The organism is Lysinibacillus sp. GbtcB16 (assembly GCF_019091145.1).
Classification (GTDB): Bacteria; Bacillota; Bacilli; order Bacillales_A; family Planococcaceae; genus Lysinibacillus; species Lysinibacillus fusiformis.
The window spans coordinates 1-260 of sequence record NZ_JAGXJV010000553.1 but is presented as its reverse complement, the minus strand read 5'-3'; the positions used below and the strand labels follow the sequence as shown (position 1 = coordinate 260).

Annotated in this window: 1 protein-coding gene; it reads left to right on the top strand. The window is 43.1% G+C overall.

The window, feature by feature from the left end:
- Positions 1-260 (top strand): sensor histidine kinase (locus KVT27_RS25225; RefSeq protein ID WP_217582234.1); only part of this gene is annotated, 260 nt, incomplete at both ends.

The following is a 260-nucleotide window of genomic DNA, read 5'->3' as shown; positions in this document are numbered from 1 at the left end:
ATTCTGAGGAAATTTCTGAAATTGTGAAGTCACTGGCTTATATGCTGCGCTATTCTGTCCAGACGAATTTAGAAGAAATTACAGTAGCGAACGAGTTAAAGCATGTTCTGTACTATTTGGTAGTTTTGAAGCATCGTATTGGTCGGGATTTCGAAATTGATGTAGCCATTAAGCCCGAATATCTGCTGCATGTTATGGTTCGCCTGACACTGCAGCCGCTGGTTGAGAATGTTTTCCAGCATGCCTTTCCGGACGGCTTG